Source organism: Bacteroidales bacterium, assembly GCA_018334875.1.
Lineage (GTDB): Bacteria > Bacteroidota > Bacteroidia > Bacteroidales > UBA12077 > JAGXLC01.
Genome location: JAGXLC010000059.1, coordinates 1 through 18,810 on the forward strand (window position 1 = coordinate 1; position 18,810 = coordinate 18,810).

At 41.6% G+C, this 18,810-nt stretch carries 15 protein-coding genes; 11 read left to right on the plus strand and 4 right to left on the minus strand.

Annotated features, from left to right (window positions below; all coding sequences use genetic code 11):
- The 3 genes from KGY70_07130 to KGY70_07140 all read right to left on the minus strand — a co-directional run.
- On the minus strand, window positions 1-356 hold a 356-nt coding region (locus tag KGY70_07130; GenBank protein MBS3774940.1), incomplete at its 3' end, for a 50S ribosomal protein L25.
- A gap of 61 nt (window positions 357-417) precedes the next feature.
- The gene (locus KGY70_07135; protein ID MBS3774941.1) at window positions 418-1,365 is read right to left on the minus strand and encodes a ribose-phosphate pyrophosphokinase; all 948 of its coding nucleotides are present in this window, start codon (window positions 1,363-1,365) and stop codon (window positions 418-420) included.
- 80 nt (window positions 1,366-1,445) lie between these two features.
- Window positions 1,446-2,042 (minus strand): YihA family ribosome biogenesis GTP-binding protein, encoded by a 597-nt coding sequence (locus tag KGY70_07140; protein MBS3774942.1) that lies wholly within the window; start codon window positions 2,040-2,042, stop codon window positions 1,446-1,448.
- 83 nt (window positions 2,043-2,125) lie between these two features.
- On the opposite strand from KGY70_07140, the gene lnt reads away from it, so the two are divergent.
- The gene (gene lnt / locus KGY70_07145; protein ID MBS3774943.1) at window positions 2,126-3,775 is read left to right on the plus strand and encodes an apolipoprotein N-acyltransferase; all 1,650 of its coding nucleotides are present in this window, start codon (window positions 2,126-2,128) and stop codon (window positions 3,773-3,775) included.
- Here the strand turns inward: lnt and KGY70_07150 are convergent, their stop codons facing one another.
- Window positions 3,776-6,763 carry a hypothetical protein gene (locus KGY70_07150; protein ID MBS3774944.1) on the minus strand — a complete coding sequence of 996 codons (2,988 nt, stop codon included), beginning with the start codon at window positions 6,761-6,763 and terminating at the stop codon, window positions 3,776-3,778.
- Window positions 6,764-7,190: 427 nt separating this feature from the next.
- On the opposite strand from KGY70_07150, the gene KGY70_07155 reads away from it, so the two are divergent.
- The 10 genes from KGY70_07155 to KGY70_07200 all read left to right on the plus strand — a co-directional run bounded on the left by KGY70_07155 (window position 7,191) and on the right by KGY70_07200 (window position 18,713).
- Entirely contained in the window at window positions 7,191-8,033 is an 843-nt protein-coding gene (locus tag KGY70_07155; protein MBS3774945.1) for a sulfide/dihydroorotate dehydrogenase-like FAD/NAD-binding protein, read from the plus strand.
- 477 nt (window positions 8,034-8,510) lie between these two features.
- Window positions 8,511-9,887, plus strand: a complete 1,377-nt coding sequence (gltA, locus tag KGY70_07160) for an NADPH-dependent glutamate synthase (GenBank protein ID MBS3774946.1) — start codon at window positions 8,511-8,513, stop codon at window positions 9,885-9,887.
- Between the two features lie 74 nt (window positions 9,888-9,961).
- Window positions 9,962-10,417, plus strand: a complete 456-nt coding sequence (locus KGY70_07165; protein ID MBS3774947.1) for a ferritin family protein — start codon at window positions 9,962-9,964, stop codon at window positions 10,415-10,417.
- 131 nt (window positions 10,418-10,548) lie between these two features.
- Window positions 10,549-12,519, plus strand: coding sequence for a LysM peptidoglycan-binding domain-containing protein (locus KGY70_07170; GenBank protein MBS3774948.1), 1,971 nt, complete (start codon window positions 10,549-10,551; stop codon window positions 12,517-12,519).
- Between the two features lie 154 nt (window positions 12,520-12,673).
- Window positions 12,674-13,024 (plus strand): hypothetical protein, encoded by a 351-nt coding sequence (locus KGY70_07175; GenBank protein MBS3774949.1) that lies wholly within the window; start codon window positions 12,674-12,676, stop codon window positions 13,022-13,024.
- An 11-nt stretch (window positions 13,025-13,035) separates the two neighbouring features.
- Window positions 13,036-13,830 carry a bacteriocin family protein gene (locus tag KGY70_07180; protein MBS3774950.1) on the plus strand — a complete coding sequence of 265 codons (795 nt, stop codon included), beginning with the start codon at window positions 13,036-13,038 and terminating at the stop codon, window positions 13,828-13,830.
- Between the two features lie 325 nt (window positions 13,831-14,155).
- A complete protein-coding gene (gene nuoE / locus KGY70_07185) occupies window positions 14,156-14,629 on the plus strand; it encodes an NADH-quinone oxidoreductase subunit NuoE (GenBank protein MBS3774951.1) in 474 nt (157 codons plus the stop codon).
- A 23-nt stretch (window positions 14,630-14,652) separates the two neighbouring features.
- Window positions 14,653-15,822 carry a hypothetical protein gene (locus KGY70_07190; protein ID MBS3774952.1) on the plus strand — a complete coding sequence of 390 codons (1,170 nt, stop codon included), beginning with the start codon at window positions 14,653-14,655 and terminating at the stop codon, window positions 15,820-15,822.
- 33 nt (window positions 15,823-15,855) lie between these two features.
- Entirely contained in the window at window positions 15,856-17,649 is a 1,794-nt protein-coding gene (locus KGY70_07195; protein ID MBS3774953.1) for a [FeFe] hydrogenase, group A, read from the plus strand.
- A 314-nt stretch (window positions 17,650-17,963) separates the two neighbouring features.
- Window positions 17,964-18,713 carry a hypothetical protein gene (locus KGY70_07200; protein MBS3774954.1) on the plus strand — a complete coding sequence of 250 codons (750 nt, stop codon included), beginning with the start codon at window positions 17,964-17,966 and terminating at the stop codon, window positions 18,711-18,713.
- Window positions 18,714-18,810: the final 97 nt, after the last annotated feature.

Genomic DNA, 18,810 nt, shown 5'->3' on the forward strand with positions numbered 1-18,810 from the left:
TTTCCTCCGTCTGTAACCCCTGCCGGTACACCTTCATATCTTACAGGGATCTCCATCCAGAACGGATGTTTTTCAACCACCTCATAAAAGTCAATATGCTGTATATCATCCCTTACCGGATGGAATTGAATGTCCTGCATAACTCCGTTATATACTTCACCGTCAAGCTTTAGGTTTACAAGATAAACATCGGGTGAATATACCAGCTTAAAAAAGTTCTTTTCAGATGCCTCAAAGTGGATGACCTTTCCTCCCCGGTATAGAATACAGGGTACATGGCCTTTCTGTCGCAGTTTTTTGGTATTTTTTTTCCCGACTTCTTCTCGTATCGAACCTTCAATCTCTATTGTCTTCATTGCAATATCTTTTTATCCAAATTTGAATAGAAATATTTTTTTGGGAGTGCAAATATAAAATTTAAAAAATAAAATTGTTACTTATCGACTGATAATTATAAACTTTCTTTATGACATCCGTAAATACTCCTGCTATAGAGAGTACTTTGATTTTATCAGAGATGGGTTTAATGGGCAAAGAATCGGTCACCACCACTTCAGATATCATGGATTGATCGATTTTTTCATAAGCCGGTCCTGATAATACAGGATGACTGGCCAGGGCTCTGACACTTTTGGCTCCCATTTTCATCATTTTGTCGGCTGCTTTTGTCATAGTTCCGGCAGTATCAATCATATCATCCAGTATGATGATGTTTTTGCCTTCCACTTCTCCAATTACCTTGATTTCATTAATAACATTTGCTTTCTCCCGCGATTTGTGACAGATGACAAGCGGGGTATGGAAATAACTCGCATACGCATTGGCCCGCTTGGTACCTCCCATATCGGGAGCAGCGATCACCACATTGTCCAGATTTAATTCCTTGATATAGGGTACAAAGATGGAGGAGGCATACAGATGATCTACCGGTATGTCGAAGAATCCCTGGATTTGATCGGCATGGAGATCCAGGGTCATGACCCGGTCAACGCCCGCAGCAGACAGTAAGTTGGCCACCAGCTTGGCTCCAATGGATACTCTGGGTTTGTCCTTGCGGTCCTGCCGGGCAAATCCAAAATAGGGTATGACAGCTACTACTTTATAGGCGGAAGCTCTGTGGGCCGCATCAATCATATGTAACAACTCCATCAGATTTCTTGATGGGGCAAAAGTGGACTGAATGATAAATACATAGGCCCCCCTTACTGTCTCTTCATAAGAGGTCTGAAATTCTCCGTCACTGAATTCAATCAGTGAAGATTTCCCAAGTTCCACTCCATAATCGGCGGCAATTTTTTCCGCAAAGTATCTGGAGGCGGTACCGGTAAATATTTTTATTGGCGGCCTGATTTGATCCCTTTCCATTGGATTAACTGTTTTAAATGTTTGCCGGTGCAAAAATAAAAATATCTTTTATTTGATGTTTTATTTGGCCAAAAAACTGCTCAACAATAATTCAGTAATTCTTCTATATAATTTAAAATTTCCTCTCTTCCCTGCTTTTTAACTGCGGAGGAGTTGATTACCATGGGCAGAAATTCCCATTTTTTCAGCATTTCCTGCCGGTATTGGGCCATATTCTTTGATAATTCAGAGCTTGATATTTTATCCATTTTTGTAAAAACCATAGTGAAGGGTATTTCATTTATTCCCAGCCATTCCATAAAATTGAGATCAGATGACTGGGGTTTTATCTTTGCGTCCAGCAGAACAAAAAGGTTGATCAGGTTAGGGGCATACAGGATATAATCTTTAATAAACCGGAGCATCTCCTTTCTTTCTTTTTTTGAGGTCTGTGCGTAACCATATCCGGGCAGATCAACCATATACCAACTGTCATTGATTATGTAATGATTGATGGTTCTTGTCTTTCCGGGCTTCTGGGAAATGTGGGCAAGTTGTTTTTTTTCCAGGAGCATGTTGATCAGTGACGATTTGCCTACATTAGAACGACCCACGAATGCAAATTCCGGGAGGTTTCCTCCCGGAAGCTGGCTAATCTGTGTGGAGCTCTTTACAAACTCTGCCTTTGTGATTTTCACGTGTTTATTATTTTTTTGAAAAATGGTACCTTTGCAGGGATTGTTTTTACTGTTCGATTCGCGCAAAAATAATAATGAATGATATGAAGAAGAAACGCAGATTATTAATTCTTTCCATATTCAGTGGTATCCTGCTAAGCCTATCCTGGTATCCGTGGTTTTCGGGAATCATATTACTGGTGGCCCTGGTCCCCTTATTGTTTGTTGAAGAATATTTCTACAGCAATAAGGATCTATACAGACCGCATGTATGCCTGGTATATATCTACATTGCATTTTTTTTCTGGAACTTGTTAACCACCTGGTGGATTTACAAAGTATCCCTGCCCGGGGCGATCATTGCAGTGGTGGTGAATGGTTTCCTTCTTGCTCTTGTTTTCTTTTTATTCCATATAACCAAACGCAATCTGGGCAGGCGTTTTGGCAATTTTTCCCTGCTGGTTTACTGGCTGGGATGGGAGTATTTTTACCTGAATGCAGAGATTTCATGGCCATGGCTGAATCTCGGAAATGGCTTTGCAAAAGATATAGTACTGATTCAATGGTACGAATATACAGGAGCCCTTGGCGGAACTTTATGGGTTTTGGCTATTAACTTTGTGATATTTGGTGTTCTGCGACATTATATACTTTACAAATCGTTTGCTACCCAGTTCTCCCGGCTTATTTTTCTTCTGGTGCTGATCATCATTCCTTTGGTTATATCCTTTAACCTGATGGATAATCATCAGCCTCCGGATAACCTCTACCAGGTCGGTATTGTCCAGCCCAATATCGACCCTTATCAGGAAAAATTTTCCGGAATGAGCCAGAAGGAGCAGCTTGACGTGATTATGAACCTCTCGGAGGCTGTTGTGACTCCCGACACAGATTATATTGTAGGGCCCGAGACTGCTATATATGAATATGTTTCAGAGGATAACCTTAATTCCAATCCTTCTGTCCGGAGGATCAAAGATTTTGTGGATCAGCATCCCCGGGTCAATTACATTATTGGAATGGATTCTTTTAAGAAGTATCAATCCGAAGAGAAACCCACTCCTACAGCTCAGCGAATAGGGGAGTCGGATTCCTTTATTGATAGATTCAATTCGGCCATTCAGATAGATACTTCAGGAACCTACCCGGTGTATAATAAATCCAAACTGGTGGTGGGGGTGGAGAAAATGCCTTATCCCAAAGTTTTTGGATTTCTGAACAGTCTGATCCCCGATCTTGGCGGTTCCGCCGGTACCAGGGGAACACAGGAACACCGGGAAACATTTTCCTCTCCCAATCATCCTGTAAGTATAGCGCCGGTAATCTGTTATGAATCAATATATGGGGCCTATGTATCAAAATATATCAATAATGGAGCCAATTTTATATTTATTATCACCAATGACGGATGGTGGGGGGAAACGATCGGTTACAGACAACACCTTCATTATGCCCGTTTGCGGGCCATTGAAACCAGAAGAAGCATTGCCCGATCTGCCAATACAGGTATTTCCTGTTTTATAGACCAAAAGGGGAGAATCATCAAACAGACAAATTGGTGGGAAAAATCCGCAATAAGAGGAACCATTCATGCCAATGACGAAAAAACTTTCTATGTGGAATACGGCGATTATATCGGTCGGGTAGCCGGTTTTATGGCTGTATTTGCAATTTTGTATTTGATTGCTAAAATATTGATAGACCGGAGCAGGCATGCCGATCTGGAAAAACTCAGGAAACCCGGTGAAAGGTAGTTAACTAAACAGCTCAACAATCTGGTCGCGCGTGAGCTGTTTCATGGCTTCGTTCGGAGTGATGAAAGTTTCGGCCAGCCTGGCCTTTTTGCTTTGCAGACGCAGTATTTTTTCCTCTACTGTATTTGCTGAAATGAAGCGGTAAACCATTACATTTTTATCTTGCCCGATACGATGGGCCCGGTTGATGGCCTGCTCCTCAACGGCAGGATTCCACCAGGGGTCTAGGATCAGCACATAATCCGCAGCCGTCAGGTTTAACCCGAATCCTCCGGCTTTGATCTGGATCAGAAAAATCTTATTGTGTTCGTTGTTCTGAAATCCGGAAACAACCTTTTCACGGTTGGAAGTTTCGCCCGTTAGTATGGAGTAAGACCAGCCCTGTGGCTGAAAAAAATCTTCCAGCAGCCTGAGGTGTTTTTTGTACGAGGAGAATACCAGTACTTTATGGTTTTCAGAAATGAGATTCTGCAAGTAGGCCGTAATTTCTTCGAATTTTCCGCTATCTCCCTTATAGTCCTGATCAACCATAACGGGATGGTTGGCCACCTGCCTTAAGGTGCTCAGTCCCTCCAGAATTTTCATGGTGGGTTGTTCTTCCATATTATCCAAGTTTTCCAGAATGATGTTCCGTATTTTTGATTTTTCAGTTTCGTAACAGGACTCTTGTTCCTCCGTCATTTCGCAGTATATTACCTGCTCCATTTTTTCAGGCAGTTCAGGCTCCACCTGGTATTTGGTCCTTCTTAAGATAAAGGGATCAATAATGGCCCGGAGCTTGGCTTCCTGATGCTGATCTTTGTTTTTCTCAATGGGCTGAAGGAATTCGTTCTTAAAGAAACCGTAGCTGCCCAGTATGCCTTTATTTAAAAAGTTAAGCTGGGCCCAGAGATCGGAAAGGGAATTTTCAATGGGCGTGCCGGTGAGTACAAATTTATGCTTGCTATTCAGTTCATTCACTGCATTATAGATTTTTGAGGAAGGATTTTTTATGTACTGGCTTTCATCCAGAATGAGGTAATGAAAATGGATTTGTTTCAGCAGTCCATAGTCGTTTCTAACAATGCCGTAAGTCGTCAGGATGATATCGTATGCGTATAGTCCTTCGGGTTCCCGGGTGCGATGCATGCCCGTGAATTTGTAAAAGCTAAGCTGAGGTGTGAATTTCCTTATTTCCTCCTGCCAGTTGTGAATAAGGGAAGTAGGCATAACGATCAGTGAGGTGGGGGTCACTGCCTCTCCGTTTTCTTCATTTTCTGTGCTTTCCTGTTCTTCTTCCGGTGTATTGACGTTGTCAAACAAACTTAGCTGGCGGTTATAGGCCTTCTCTTTTTCCGGGAGCCTGGTTTTTGTTCCGGATTTTTTTAAGTTGAGCAACATGGTCAGGGTTTGCACGGTTTTTCCCAAACCCATGTCATCGGCCAGACAACCTCCGAAACAGTGTTTGCTTAATAGGTACATCCATTGATAGCCCTGTAACTGATAAGACCTCAGAATGGGAGACAGCTCTTCGGGAACGGCGATCTCTTCTTTTTGAAAATCTTCGCTGAGATCTTTTAAGCGGTCAAGGTACTGGTGGTTGAATTTGTCCATGCTTTGTTCCAGTAGCTTGAAATGGTATTTGTTGATCAGTAGGTTGTTGCCTTCAATTTTGCCGAATTTAAATAGGTCTGCATAATAGGAAAACCATTCCTCCGGTAAAAGGGCATATTCCCCGGAGGGAAGTTGTATTTCCCGGATTCCCTGAAGAATGTATTTTTTAAATTTGATAAAGGGAAAGCTGTAATTTCCAATCGTTACCTTTGCCTTAATATCAAACCAATCCTGCTTCTCCTCAATCGTTGTCTGAAGCTGAATTTCTTCAAGAGAATAGGTCTTCTCATTAAGCTTCTGTTGTATGGTAAAACCTTCTTTTTCGAGTTCCGGTTTGTGTTTTTTCAGCCAGTCGATCAGATCAAAAAGGAAGTTTTCACGCACCAAATGCCCATTCTTATTTTTTGGCAAAGAGAAAAAGCTGTTGAGGTAATTTTCCAGTCCTTTCTTTCTGAGAAGGGCTACTTTTTTATCTTCCCAGTTTTTATCCCGTATAATCTTAAAGAATTTGTAACGGTCGTCTTGGGCTTCCAAAATGACTTTGTTTTCCTGGCCTTTATTGGCATAGAAATGTTCATTGTTATACCGGAAGGAAAGCAGAAGCGCCGATCTGTAAGAGAGGTCGTAAGTAAGGGTGAGTATGGCTTTTTTCTTTGGTATAAGGGTTTCAATATCGAATCCCTTAGGATTAACCCTGAATTTTTTGATATTTGGCAGGGCAAATGACTCAAACCATTTTTTTTCAAATTTTTTAGGAACAATGATGTAGTCTTTTTTGAAGAAGGGCTCAAGCTTTTTTGCATCGATGTCCTCGAAGGAATATAAAGCGTTATCGATTATCATGCGGCAGGGGTCATGTGAAAGTATCCAGTAAGGTTTGTCCAGCAGATGGATATCCCGGCCACTCTGATTGATTGAGAGATGATAGCGGGTTTCGTTGGTTTGTTTGTCAATGTTGAAAATGGTTTTGGCTTGTTCTTTCATCACCTCTATTTGATTGGTTTTGTTGATGAATTGATATTTGTCCTTGAAGTAGACTTCAATATCTGTTTTTCTCAGTTCATCTACCAACCTGGAATGTTTCCTTTCAATGTAAGGCCTTATCCTTTTTTCAACATCTTCTTGTTTTACAGCCCTGAAGAATTCTTTCGGGGTTTGATGCTTTTTGTTTCCAAATAATTTGTAAAGCTGTTTATCACTATATTCCCGGGCAATGTTAAATATATTTTTCTGATGATCATTCAGGTAGGCTTCATACCTGGAATAGTTCAGCTCGTTCAATTGTGCTTCAATGGGGAAGAAGCCTTTGTTTTCCGTTTTATTTATGATCAGTGGCCTGGCAACAGGACCAAAAGTATTGTCCGGAATTATACCAATGATGAATGTTTCGGTCATAAGTCGAATAAAATGGTTGTCAAAATTAATCATTTAACCCGAATTATTCATAATTCTGACGCTATTGAAAAACCTGGCTTTTTGCTTCATTATTTTTCGCAAAAAGCCGGTTTTTCTAAAGCGGGGTTACCTGCCCGCCTGCGCTAGCTTCGGCGGGCCTGCATCCTTCCCGCAAATCCTCCCGCATTCATAAACTTCACTACGTTTGTTTATAAATAATGCAGGGTAAAATGCAGTGAAAAGGAGAATGATAATGATTTATTAACAATCCGTCCACTCACTACATTTTTTCAATAACTTATGTCAGGAACAATGATTATTTATATCTTTACACAAATTTTAATAAAATTTCCGGAAGAATAATTTTGTCAGTTTATGGGGGTTTTATCCGGAAAATAGATTTTTACCCATTGTAAAATTTATTAATATGTCCCAGATAATAAGGAAACAAGAAATGGCCAGAGGTACGGTGGTCCGGTTTGAAATAGAGGCGCCGCTCATTGCCCGAAAGGCAAAAGCGGGCCATTTTGTTATTGTAAGGGTAAATGAGACGGGAGAGCGGATACCTTTGACCATTGCCGATAAGGATGAATTTACGGGAAGTATTACAATCATTTTTCAGGTGGTGGGAAAGACGACCGCTCTGATGCGTTCGTTGAATGAAGGTGATATCATAAAGGATGTCGTAGGGCCCCTGGGTAATCCTGCGGAGATAGAAAACATGGGAACAGTGTTAATGGTAGGTGGTGGAACGGGTATTGCCATTTTGCATCATGTGACAAAGGCATTTATGGAAGCAGGGAATCATGTTTTGGGCATTATAGGATCGCAGACAAAAGACCTGCTTTTTCTCGAGAATGAAATGAGGAGTTATTGTCATGAACTTACCGTAACAACAGATGATGGCAGTTACGGGGAAAAGGGTTTTGTAACCGATCCGTTGAAGAGATACCTGGAGACCCGCAGCGATATTAAACTGGTATATGCCATCGGGCCTGTTGTGATGATGAAGAATGTATGTAAGCTTACTGAAAAGTATAACATTCCGACCAAGGTAAGCCTGAATACCATTATGATCGATGGTACGGGTATGTGTGGAGGTTGCCGGGTAGATGTAGGCAATCAGACCCAATTCTGCTGTGTCGATGGTCCCGATTTCGACGGGCATGCAGTAGATTTTGAGGAGCTTGAAAATCGGAATGCCCTGTACACAAAGCAAGAGCAGGAATCCTTGCTGTTTTCAATCCACCAGAACAATAAAGAGGGATAGGTTTATAGATTCCTCACATATTGTCAGAACCCCAATTGTAACAATAAATACTGCTATATGGAAATTCAACATAAAAAAAGCTTAAGAAAACACACTTACCTGAAAGCTTATTGTCCGCATTGCAAAAGAAATTTAAATGCAGGAAAATCTGAAGAGAGGAAACTGAAGTTGAAAGCCATATATAAACAAGAAGAGATCAGTCTCCAATCAAGCCCCTATCTTGAAGATTTTGATTTGAAAGCCTCTTTCACCGTCGATAAAGGAGAGGTTTTTGATGATATTTTTTGCCCTCTATGTGGTGCAAGTTTGGTGCGTTCTGATATTCATTGCAGGGAGTGCGGAAATCAGGGAGCAGAAATCATTATCGCAGCAGACGAGAAACTGATACCTTTCTATATATGTCTGGGAAACGGGTGTGAATGGCACGGTCTTTCAAAAGCGGATGAAAGAAAGATCAGGAAGATTCCCAGGCAGGATATGCCTGAGCAGGATGAGCTATTAAGGGTAAATAATTTTGAGGAAGTTCCTTATGGATATACCTCTGAGCTTGCTATGCTGGAGGCTGAAAGATGTATTCAATGCAAGAACCCCAAATGTGTGGAGGGCTGTCCTGTTAATGTGGATATTCCCGGATTCATCTCCCTTGTAGCCGGAGGAGAATTTAATGAGGCGGCCAAATTGATCAAGAGGGATAATATATTGCCTGCCATTTGTGGCCGGGTTTGTCCTCAGGAAGATCAATGTGAGGCCCTTTGTATTATGGGTAAAAAGGGTGAGCCTGTGGCTATTGGCAGACTTGAAAGGTTCGTTGCAGATTATGAAAGGGAAAAGGACCTTGTAAAAAAACCGGTTATTGAAGGAAATAACGGAAAAGGGATAGCCATAGTGGGATCGGGACCTGCCGGGCTTACAGCAGCAGCCGATCTTAGGAAACGGGGTTATTCGGTAACCGTTTATGAAGCTTTACATGAAACGGGAGGTGTTCTAACTTATGGAATACCCGAATTCCGACTGCCTAAATCCGTTGTTCAGTTCGAGATTGACTATTTGAAGGGAATGGGTTGCCGGATTGAGGTAGATCATGTTATAGGGGCTACCATCACTGTAGATGAACTGCTGGAACAGTATGATGCTGTGTTTGTTGGTGTGGGAGCTGGTTTGCCTAAGTTTATGAGGATAGAAGGAGAAAATTTGGGAAATGTTTTTTCAGCAAATGAGTATCTTACCCGGATGAATTTAATGAAAGCCTATAAATTTCCGGATTATGACACGCCTATGCCCCTTGGCAATAATATTGTGGTCATTGGTGGAGGCAATGTTGCTATGGATAGTGCAAGAACCGCCATTCGATCCGGTGCAAAAGAGGTCACCATTGTTTACCGGAGGTCCAGGGAGGAAATGCCCGCCAGGGAGGAAGAAATACATCATGCCGAAGAGGAGGGCGTTAAATTCCGTCTGTTAACAAGCCCGGTACGTTATATAGGTACAGATTACAAAACGGTAAAAGGTGTGGAATGTATGGAAATGCAACTGGGTGAACCCGATGAATCGGGCAGGAGAAGACCTGTGCCCATAGAAGGTTCTAACTATACAATAGATTGTGATGTGGCTATCGTTGCCATAGGTACAGAAGCCAATCCGACAATATTCAAGTCAACTCCTGATATTGAGAGAAACAAGTGGGGCTACATCAAAACGGATACCCAAACCAATGAAACCACAAAGGAATTCGTATATGCCGGAGGCGATATTGTTACCGGATCGGCTACCGTAATCGAGGCAATGGGTGCCGGCAGGCTTGCTGCGAACGCTATGCATCAAAAACTCTCTGAACTTTCCGTGCACAGTGAGTGAAAGGAATCGTATGAGGGTGAAATTTTTGATTGATTTCAGTAAGGAATATTTTCGTTAACAAAAATGAACAGCATATGAAAGATTTTACAACCGTAAACGATATTCTTGATTTTGCCATGAATTCCGAACAGGAGTCGGTTGATTTTTATAAAGATCTTGCAGAAAATGCCACGAATGAAGGTATGCGGGAGGTATTCAACCAGTTCGCCCAGGAAGAAATCAATCATAAGGCCAGGATAATGAAGATTAAAGACGAAGGATCCTTTGATCTGCCCGGGGAGAAATTACATGATTTAAAGGTAAGCGATTATATGGTCAGCGTAAAGCCACATCCGGATATGAATTACCAGGATGCCCTGGTATTGGCAATGAATAAAGAAAAGGCCACATTCCGGCTTTATATGGATCTGGCTGAAAAAGCGCCGACCGAAGAGATGAAAAAATTGTTTTTGACCCTTGCTCAGGAAGAATCCAGGCACAAGCTGCGGTTTGAGCTGGAGTATGATGATTATGTTCTGAGGGAAAACTAAAGGTGTGATCCGGTATTGCTTATATGGCCCAAGCCCGGTATATTACAGCTTATTATTCTTGTAAAGCGAATGTTTTTAATTTGGGTGAAGCTTTATTACTTTTGCAGGATAACTAAAATTCGATAAAAGGAGTGAAAGCATTTAAGGTATATGCACTGGTTTTAATTCTTGTTCTTTTCTCCTCTCTTCCGGTAATTGCGCAGGAAGATAGAGTTGAGGTTGAGCGGTCAGATGAAAAGGTCATGATTGGCGGAGAGGTTTATTATGTACATGTTGTAAAGAAAGGACAAACGCTATATTCTATAAGTAAAGCCTATAATGTTGGGCAGAAAGAGATAGCCCGGGAAAATCCGGATATTTTAATGGGATTGAGAACCGGGCAGGCTCTGAAAATTCCTTTTCGCCCTGAAAAGGAGGAAGAAACCAAAGCAAAGGATACCACTCAGTATTATTACCACGAAGTAAAAGCAGGGGAGACGCTGTTTTCGCTCTCAAGACGCTATCAGGTTTCCGAAGAGGTAATTAAGAAGTATAATCCAGTGTTGTATGAAGAAGAATTACAGGCCCGGCAGGTTTATAGGATTCCTAAGCAACCGGAATTGGCTGAGGAGGATTCTACGCGTGCCAAGACGGTATCAGGGGAAGATTATATATTACACGAAGTAAAGAAAAAGGAAACGCTTTATTCCCTTTCCAAACAATATGGACTGGAAATCAGAGATATCATTCAGGCCAATGAGAAGCTGCAGGATGAGGAATTGCAATATGGTTCAGTAATCAAAATACCTAAGAAAGAAGAGAAAGAAGAGGAATTGCTGACCACCGGTGAAGATCAAATGGCTTACGACACGGTACCATCGCATTATCAGGCGATGCGTGAATATGCACCTACATGTGATTCTTCCGATTATTTCAAGAACAATGTTGTGGAGGTGGGTGTTTTTCTGCCTTTTTTTCTGGAAGAGAATGCGGAGCAATTTTATATTGACAGTTCCAAAACCAATGACGAAGGAGAGAAAATCTACAAAAAAGTTCAAAGGGATCCATTCTATATCTATCCCCGTTCTCAGAATTTTATCCGGTTTTATGAGGGCATGCTTGTTGCCCTTGATTCACTGTCAAATAAGGGAGTTTCCGTCAGGCTAAAAGTATTTGATACGGCAGATGATCCCGATAAAGTAAAGCAGATTCTTTCGGACAACTCTCTGGAGAATCTTGATTTAATCATCGGTCCGGTATATCAGGAATGTTTTTCCGTAATGGCAGATTTTGCCAAAGAAAATCAGATTCATATCGTTTCCCCGTTTTCAAGAGAAAATAAAATTTTAGCGGATAATCCCTATGTGATACAGATTCGTCCTTCCAGGGAAGCTCAGCTTGATCAGTTCGTTTCTTATATTTCCTCTTATAGTGACAACAATATGATTATGGTTCACTCGGGGGATAGCCTCTATTATCCCAGGATCAGGAGGTATAAGCAAAGACTTTTCAACAGGATGTCCCAGGATACTTCCTTTGGAGATGTACGGTTTAAAGAAGTTGCATTTAAAGACAGCATGTTTTACCTGGAACAGGCCATGAATAAAGGCGAAGAAAATATTATCATGGTTCCTTCCGAGGATGAAGCTTTTGTCACGGATGTGGTAACAAATCTGAATACACTTGCCAAAAAGGGTTATGATATGCGGGTTTTTGGTTATTCCAACTGGCAGGATTTTGTGAATATTGAACTGGAATATTTCTATAACATCAATCTCTCCCTGTACACATCATTTCATGTTAATTACCAGGATGACCTCATTAACCCGGTTATTCGAAATTATAGGGCAATGTTCAGTTCAGAACCCGGCTCTTATGCCTTTCATGGTTTCGATATAGGTTATTATTTCCTGAATGCGATGTACCGTTTTGGAAGAGACTTTGAAAAATGCCTTCCATATTACGACATTTCCTTGTGCCATTCCAACTATAAATTTTATAGGCCCTATCGGCGGAGTGGTCTGGAGAACGTGTCCCTTAATATTTTAAGATACAGGGATGATCTAACCATTCAAACCATTGACCTGAATAAAACCTTTAATTCCGCACTGAAAACGGAATGATGCGGAACACCCATGCCAATGGATTTGCGTTCAAATTCTCTTTGACTTTATGGACAATCGCTTTTTATGCCATAAAACAGAGTGCCGGTTTGGATAAATTTTCAAATTTGTTTTATCTTTAAAGTTTTTAAAATTTAATAAGAAAGGAGTAACCATGTCAAACTATCATGAACCTGTTAATGAATTAAGTGAAGAAGCCCGAAATTTCACAAGGGCTTTAAATAGCCTGAAAGAAGAAATCGAGGCTGTCGATTGGTATCATCAGAGAGTGGATACAAGTAATGATCAAACTTTAAAAGACATTCTTGCCCACAACAGGGATGAGGAAATTGAACATGCCTGCATGGCTCTTGAATGGTTAAGAAGAAATATGCCCGGATGGGATGAGGAACTTCGGAACTGGTTATTCAGGGAAGGCGATATTGTCCATGAGGAACAGGGTGAAGATCAGGGTGATACAAGTACAACACAAAATAACGATTTAGGTATTGGTAAATTAAAGTAAAAGGAGGAGATATGGATATATTAAGAAAGTCTTTAGCACCAATTAACCAGGAAGCCTGGGATGAGATCAATGAACAGGCAAAGGTAGTATTTCAAAATGTACTTACTGCCCGCAAAATTGCAGATGTTGAGGGGCCGAAAGGTTTCGACTTTGGAGGTGTGAGCGTTGGAAGGCTTAATGTGGATGAAAACCAGAAGGAGGATGCTGTGAAGTATGGCATTAACCGTATCCAGCCACTGATGGAAACCCGGAAATCATTTAAACTGAATATATGGGAGTTGGATAATGCCGTAAGGGGAGCTGCTGATGTTGATTTGGAAGAGATGGAGAAAGCCGCCCGGGAAATTGGTGAATTCGAAGAGAAAGCCATTTATTTGGGGTTTGAGAAAGCTTGTATTAAAGGCTTGAAGGAAGTTTCCGATCATGATACCATGAAGTTTCCCGGGGAAGCGAAGGAAATATTGAAAGCCGTGGTTGATGCCATTAGCGCAATGAAAAGGGCTTTTGTTGAAGGGCCTTATCATCTGGTTGTGGGAAATGATAAATGGCAGAGCCTTCATATTCATACCGGAGGCTATCCGTTGAAGCGCCAGGTAGAAGACGTTATCGGCGGTCAGATCATCCTGAACCCCAATATTGATGAAGGGTTCTTGGTTTCAGGCCGGGGAGGTGACTTTCAGTTAACACTCGGCCAGGATCTTTCAATAGGCTATGAATCGCATAACGAGAAAGAGGTACAATTATATTTCACCGAATCTTTTACTTTTAGAACGCTGGAACCTGCAGCGGTGATTGTATTTGAGTAATATAAATGTTTACTGTCAGTTCCCGGGGGTGTATAAGGAATACCGGAAAACATGCTTGGATTTTCCGTTTCCGGTACACCCTTTTTAGAGTGATTTTAAATAACGCACCGGCTTTTTGAAGTACACCACATCATCCGTATCAAAGGACCTTAGGAGCATGAATTGACCGAAGTCATTATTCGGATAAACATGATTTTTATCATTTCTTTGCTTTAGAAACCATTCTATTTTTAGCACTAATGGAAATGCAATGTAACAAAAATGAAATGTTATATAAATAACAGTGTTAGCAAAATAACAGTAATCTAAATCAAAAATTGTGGATATGCCTGAAATTAAAGAATTAGTCAAAGATTTAGCAGACCAACATGGAAGAAACCGTGAAAGTTTGCTTCCCATTTTACAGGGAATTGTCAAAAAGAAGCGACATGTTTCAGAGAATGCAATGGTTGAGGTAGCCAGGGAACTGGATATGTCTGCAGCCCTGGTTTATGGTACGGCAACTTTCTATTCCTTTCTGGATACTGAACCCAGGGGAAAATATGTGATTCGCTTGTGCCGAACCATTACATGTGATATGCATGGTAAAAAGGAGATTATGGACACGCTTAAGGACCTGTTAAAGATTAATGTCGGAGAAACTACCAAGGACAATCGTTTCACCTTGCTTGAAACCAATTGTCTTGGTTGGTGTCATAAAGGTCCTGCCATGCTCATTAATGAAAAACCTTATACTGAGCTAACTCCGGACAAGGTAAGTGAAATTATTGAGGAGTATTTGAAGCAAGAAATTGAATAACAAACAATTAAAAAACATTCGTTATGCAAGATACAACGAGAAAACTTAAAAGGGTCGATCTAATATTCACAGAAGATTGCAGCTACAAGGGTATTCTTGAGCAGACCCTAAAAAGACCAAAAGAAGAAATTATTCAGGATGTCCTTGATTCAGGATTAAGGGGCCGGGGTGGTGCCGGCTTTCCTACCGGCTTAAAGTGGAAATTTACTGCCCAGGAGAAAAGCGATGAAAAATTTGTTATTTGTAATGCTGATGAAGGAGAGCCCGGAACCTTTAAAGACCGGGAAATATTGTTAAAGGTACCTCATAAAGTTTTTGGCGGCATGGCTGTTTGTGCCTATGTCATTGGTGCCAAAGAAGGATATATGTACCTTAGAGGTGAATATGAATTTCTGAAAGAGGATATACAAAAACAAATTGATGAATTCCATGAAAAACTGGATGATTTAGGGTTTGATTTCAGGATTAAGCTTCTTCTGGGTAGCGGAGCTTACATTTGTGGTGAAGAAAGTGCCTTATTTGAGTCTATGGAAGGAAAAAGAGGAGAACCCCGAAACAAACCGCCTTATCCGACTCAAAAAGGATTTAGAAACGAGCCTACAGTGATAAACAATGTGGAAACACTGGTCTATGCACTGATGATATGCAACATTGGGTCCCAGAAATTTCAGGAACTGGGTACTGCCGATTCCAGAGGATCCAAAGTGTTTTCCGTATCAGGAGATACCCCTATTCCCGGGATCTATGAACTGGAACTTGGAATGTCACTGGCTGAATTTGTTGAAGAATTTGGCGATGGAGATACGAAATCCGTTCAGGTCGGAGGCGCCGCAGGTTTCTGTGTCCCCAGAAAAAATTTTAATGACACCATTATTGGTTTCGAAGGAGTGCCTACCGGGGGTTCTATGATGCTTTTTAATAGTTCCCGGTCTATGTATAATGTACTGCGCAATTATGTGGAATTTTTCCGTGAAGAATCCTGTGGCCAGTGTACCCCTTGCAGGGTTGGCTGCCAGCAGTTACTGAAAGGAATTGAAGAGGTCAAAAGGGGCAAACAACCCACTACATATTTGCAAACTTTAATGAGGTTGACTGAAGTGATGAAAATGACTGCCAAATGCGGATTGGGTCAGTCGGTGGCCAATTCATTCTCATCCATTGTGGATAACTTTAAAGAGGAAATGATATATTAATCTTTTGTGGAATACAATAAAAATAATGATATAATGGCTGAAAAGGTAAATTTAAAAATAGACGGCATTGATGTAAGTATTGATAAGGGACTTACCGTTCTCGATGCCTCAAGAAAACTGGGATTACATATTCCCACCCTTTGCTATCATGAGGATCTATGTATTGCGGGAAACTGCAGGGTTTGTATGGTAGAGCGGGAAGGTGCTGACAATCTGATCCCTTCCTGTGCCACCATGGCTGAAGAAGGAATGGAAATTTATACCAATACATTGAAGGTTCGTCGTGCAAGAAGGTATATTGTGGATCTGCTGCTGTCAGAACACAGGGAAGACTGCACGAAGTGCTATAAAAACGGCAACTGTGAACTGCAATCCCTGGCCAGCGATACGATCATCAGTGGAGAATACCTTTTTGCGGATCTGGTACCGGATAAGAACCTGACTATTGATCAGTATTCTCCTTCCATTATGAAAGATGATGGAAAATGCGTCCGTTGCCAGCGATGTGTTCGTACCTGCACCGAATTGCAGCACGTAAGTGCCCTTGGTGTTGCCTATAGAGGGCATGAAATGAAGATTTCCACTTTCTTTGAGAATCCGATGATCGATGTGGTATGTACCAACTGTGGACAGTGTGTCAACCGTTGTCCTACCGGGGCTTTGGTTGAGCGCAATTATATTGATCAGGTTTTTGATGCCATCTACGATGATGACAAGCATGTGGTGGTACAAACCGCACCCGCCGTTCGTGTGGCTTTGGGCGAAGAGCTCGGCTTTGATGTGGGAGAACGTGTGACGGGTAAGATGGTGACCGCCCTGAAACGCATCGGTTTTGATTCGGTGCTGGATACCGATTGGTCTGCCGACCTGACCATCATGGAGGAAGGTACCGAATTGCTCACCAGACTTAAAAAAGCACTGGTAGACAAAGATCCGGATGTGAAACTGCCGATGACCACTTCCTGTTCACCCGGCTGGATCAAATTCATTGAACATACTTATCCCGAATATCTGGAAAATGTTTCTACCTGTAAATCACCACAGCAAATGTTCGGGGCATTGGCGAAAACCTACTATGCTCAGAAGAAGAATCTTGATCCGGATGATGTTGTTTCTGTATCGGTAATGCCTTGTACGGCTAAAAAATATGAGGCCGACCGACCGGAAATGAGAGATAGCGGCCATAAAGATGTCGATTATGTATTGACAACACGGGAAATAGCTATGATGATCCGCCAGGCAGGAGTCAACTTCCTTAATCTTCCTGATTCACGATATGACAGCATTATGGGTGAATCGTCCGGTGCAGGAGTAATATTCGGAGCATCCGGCGGCGTGATGGAAGCAGCATTGCGTACTGCCTACGAAGTCGTTACCGGTAAAGAAGTGCCTTTCAACAACTTGAACATTAATCCTGTACGCGGAATGGAAGGAGTACGTGAAGCTTCCATTGTTATTGAGGGAGCCAAGGACGAATGGAAGTTTCTCGAAGGCGCTGAACTGAAAACGGTGGTTGCCCATGGCCTCACCAATGCAGAACAGGTGATGCAAAAAATTCAAGAAGGCAAAGCCGACTGGCATTTTATTGAGATCATGGCATGTCCCGGCGGATGTCTCGGTGGCGGAGGTCAGCCTATACCAACCACACCGGAGATCAGGCAAAAACGTGCCGACGCCATTTACGAGGAAGATGCCAATATGACGATACGTAAGTCGCATGAGAATCCTGAAATACAGTCAATATACAAAGAGTTCCTGGGCGAGCCGCTAGGTGAAAAGTCACATCACCTGCTGCATACGCACTATAAAGAACGTCAGCGTTACTAATCGCGAATACATTACCTTACCTGGCAAGTTTTGCCAAAAAAAGCAAGGATTTGACCGGTAAGTACCAATAGTATAATTGGCAGCGTAGTGATAAAGAAGTTGAACTTCTGAAGCACTACGCTGCCATTTTTTTATCTGGATTGGAGTTCTTCGAGATGGCCTTTCTTATATTGCCTGTAAAGCTCCGTAAATTCCTGTGAAAAGTTCAAAAATTTAGTCAAGATTAATTATTTTGAGAATATTCTCATTATTTTTGCGTTCATTAATAACAAAGGATTGATTTTATTGAACTATAAAATAAGGAGAAATCAAATATGCAAGTGACAACGGATGTTCAATGGCTGGATAATTTGTTACCTGAAGGGATCACCATTCCTTCATCTACATTGATAAGCGGACCTGGTGGAACCGGTAAACCTTTGGTTGGATTTGCGTTTTTGTCTGCCTGGTTAAAAGCTGGTGGGTCGGTGATTGCTATGCCCCTGCAATACCCCAATCCTGAACTGACTAAATCGGCCATGTCCAGGTTGTACAATATTGATCTGAATGATTATCCCGGAAGAATGGTGTATATTCAGTTTGATCCGCAGGCGGATAGAAGTGAAAGGATAAGTGGGGATATGTTGAGGGCCAACATGGTCAAACCCGAGGTATGGGATGAAACCATCGAGCAGGCTGAAAAGATGGTAGAACATAATGGTCCGGGTACCCTTGTATTTGGGTCTGCATTGAATTTGTTGCTTTTTTCCCAGACCTATCAAAACAGCATGTTAAGAAAGCTGGAGGATACCCTTAAAAATGATAAAAGCCGGACCTATCTCTTTGCAGTAAGTACCAGTGCCCTGGCTGATAAAATTAAGGCCCTGGAAGATGCAGCCGACAATCTGATGTTTACAAGAATTGAAAAGCCCGGAAAGCTTTTCTTCAGAATAGAGCGAATGAAAGACGTGGAATTTTCCGCTCAGGAAGCACAGGTACCGATTGGAAAAGAAATGCTGGATGAACTGAGCCAGGTGGCTGATTCAACCCGGAAGACCAGGATTCCGGAAATCCGGAAAATTTAATGCAGACTTGAGTTTAACTGATAATAAAAACGCTTGGCTATGAAAATTACCATTCTTTACGATAATAAAACGTTTAGGCAGGAACTAAAACCCGACT